Annotated in this window: 2 protein-coding genes; both read right to left on the bottom strand. The window is 55.1% G+C overall.

The annotated features are described in order from the left end of the window. Positions 1 to 127, bottom strand: a 127-nt coding sequence (gene ruvX, locus L9G74_RS23130; RefSeq protein ID WP_238898771.1) for a Holliday junction resolvase RuvX, incomplete at its 3' end; no start/stop codon positions are given. Next, positions 127 to 255, bottom strand: coding sequence for an IreB family regulatory phosphoprotein (locus L9G74_RS21270; RefSeq protein WP_438944596.1), 129 nt, complete (start codon positions 253 to 255; stop codon positions 127 to 129). The genes L9G74_RS21270 and ruvX, both read right to left, overlap by 1 nt. Position 256 lies beyond the last annotated feature (1 nt).

The following is a 256-nucleotide window of genomic DNA, read 5'->3' as shown; positions in this document are numbered from 1 at the left end:
CTAAGCCAAAGACCTCCGCTTCCTCATCAATGGGGATGATTTCCACGGCTTGGGCCGTCCAGCCCAAGGGATCGCTTTCCGCCACCCCCACCGTCTTGGAGCCAACGTCTAATCCTAATAAGCGCATTACTGAACGTCCCCGCTGTTCTTCAGGTAGGACCGAACGAGTTCTTCGATAATTTCATCGCGCTCGTGCTGGCGAATCAAGTTCCGGGCGTTGTTTAGCCGCGGAATGTAGGCAGGATCACCAGACAAG

Origin of the sequence: Shewanella electrica (assembly GCF_022321485.1) — a bacterium.
Classification (GTDB): domain Bacteria; phylum Pseudomonadota; class Gammaproteobacteria; order Enterobacterales; family Shewanellaceae; genus Shewanella; species Shewanella electrica.
This window is presented reverse-complemented; position numbering and strand designations above follow the sequence as displayed.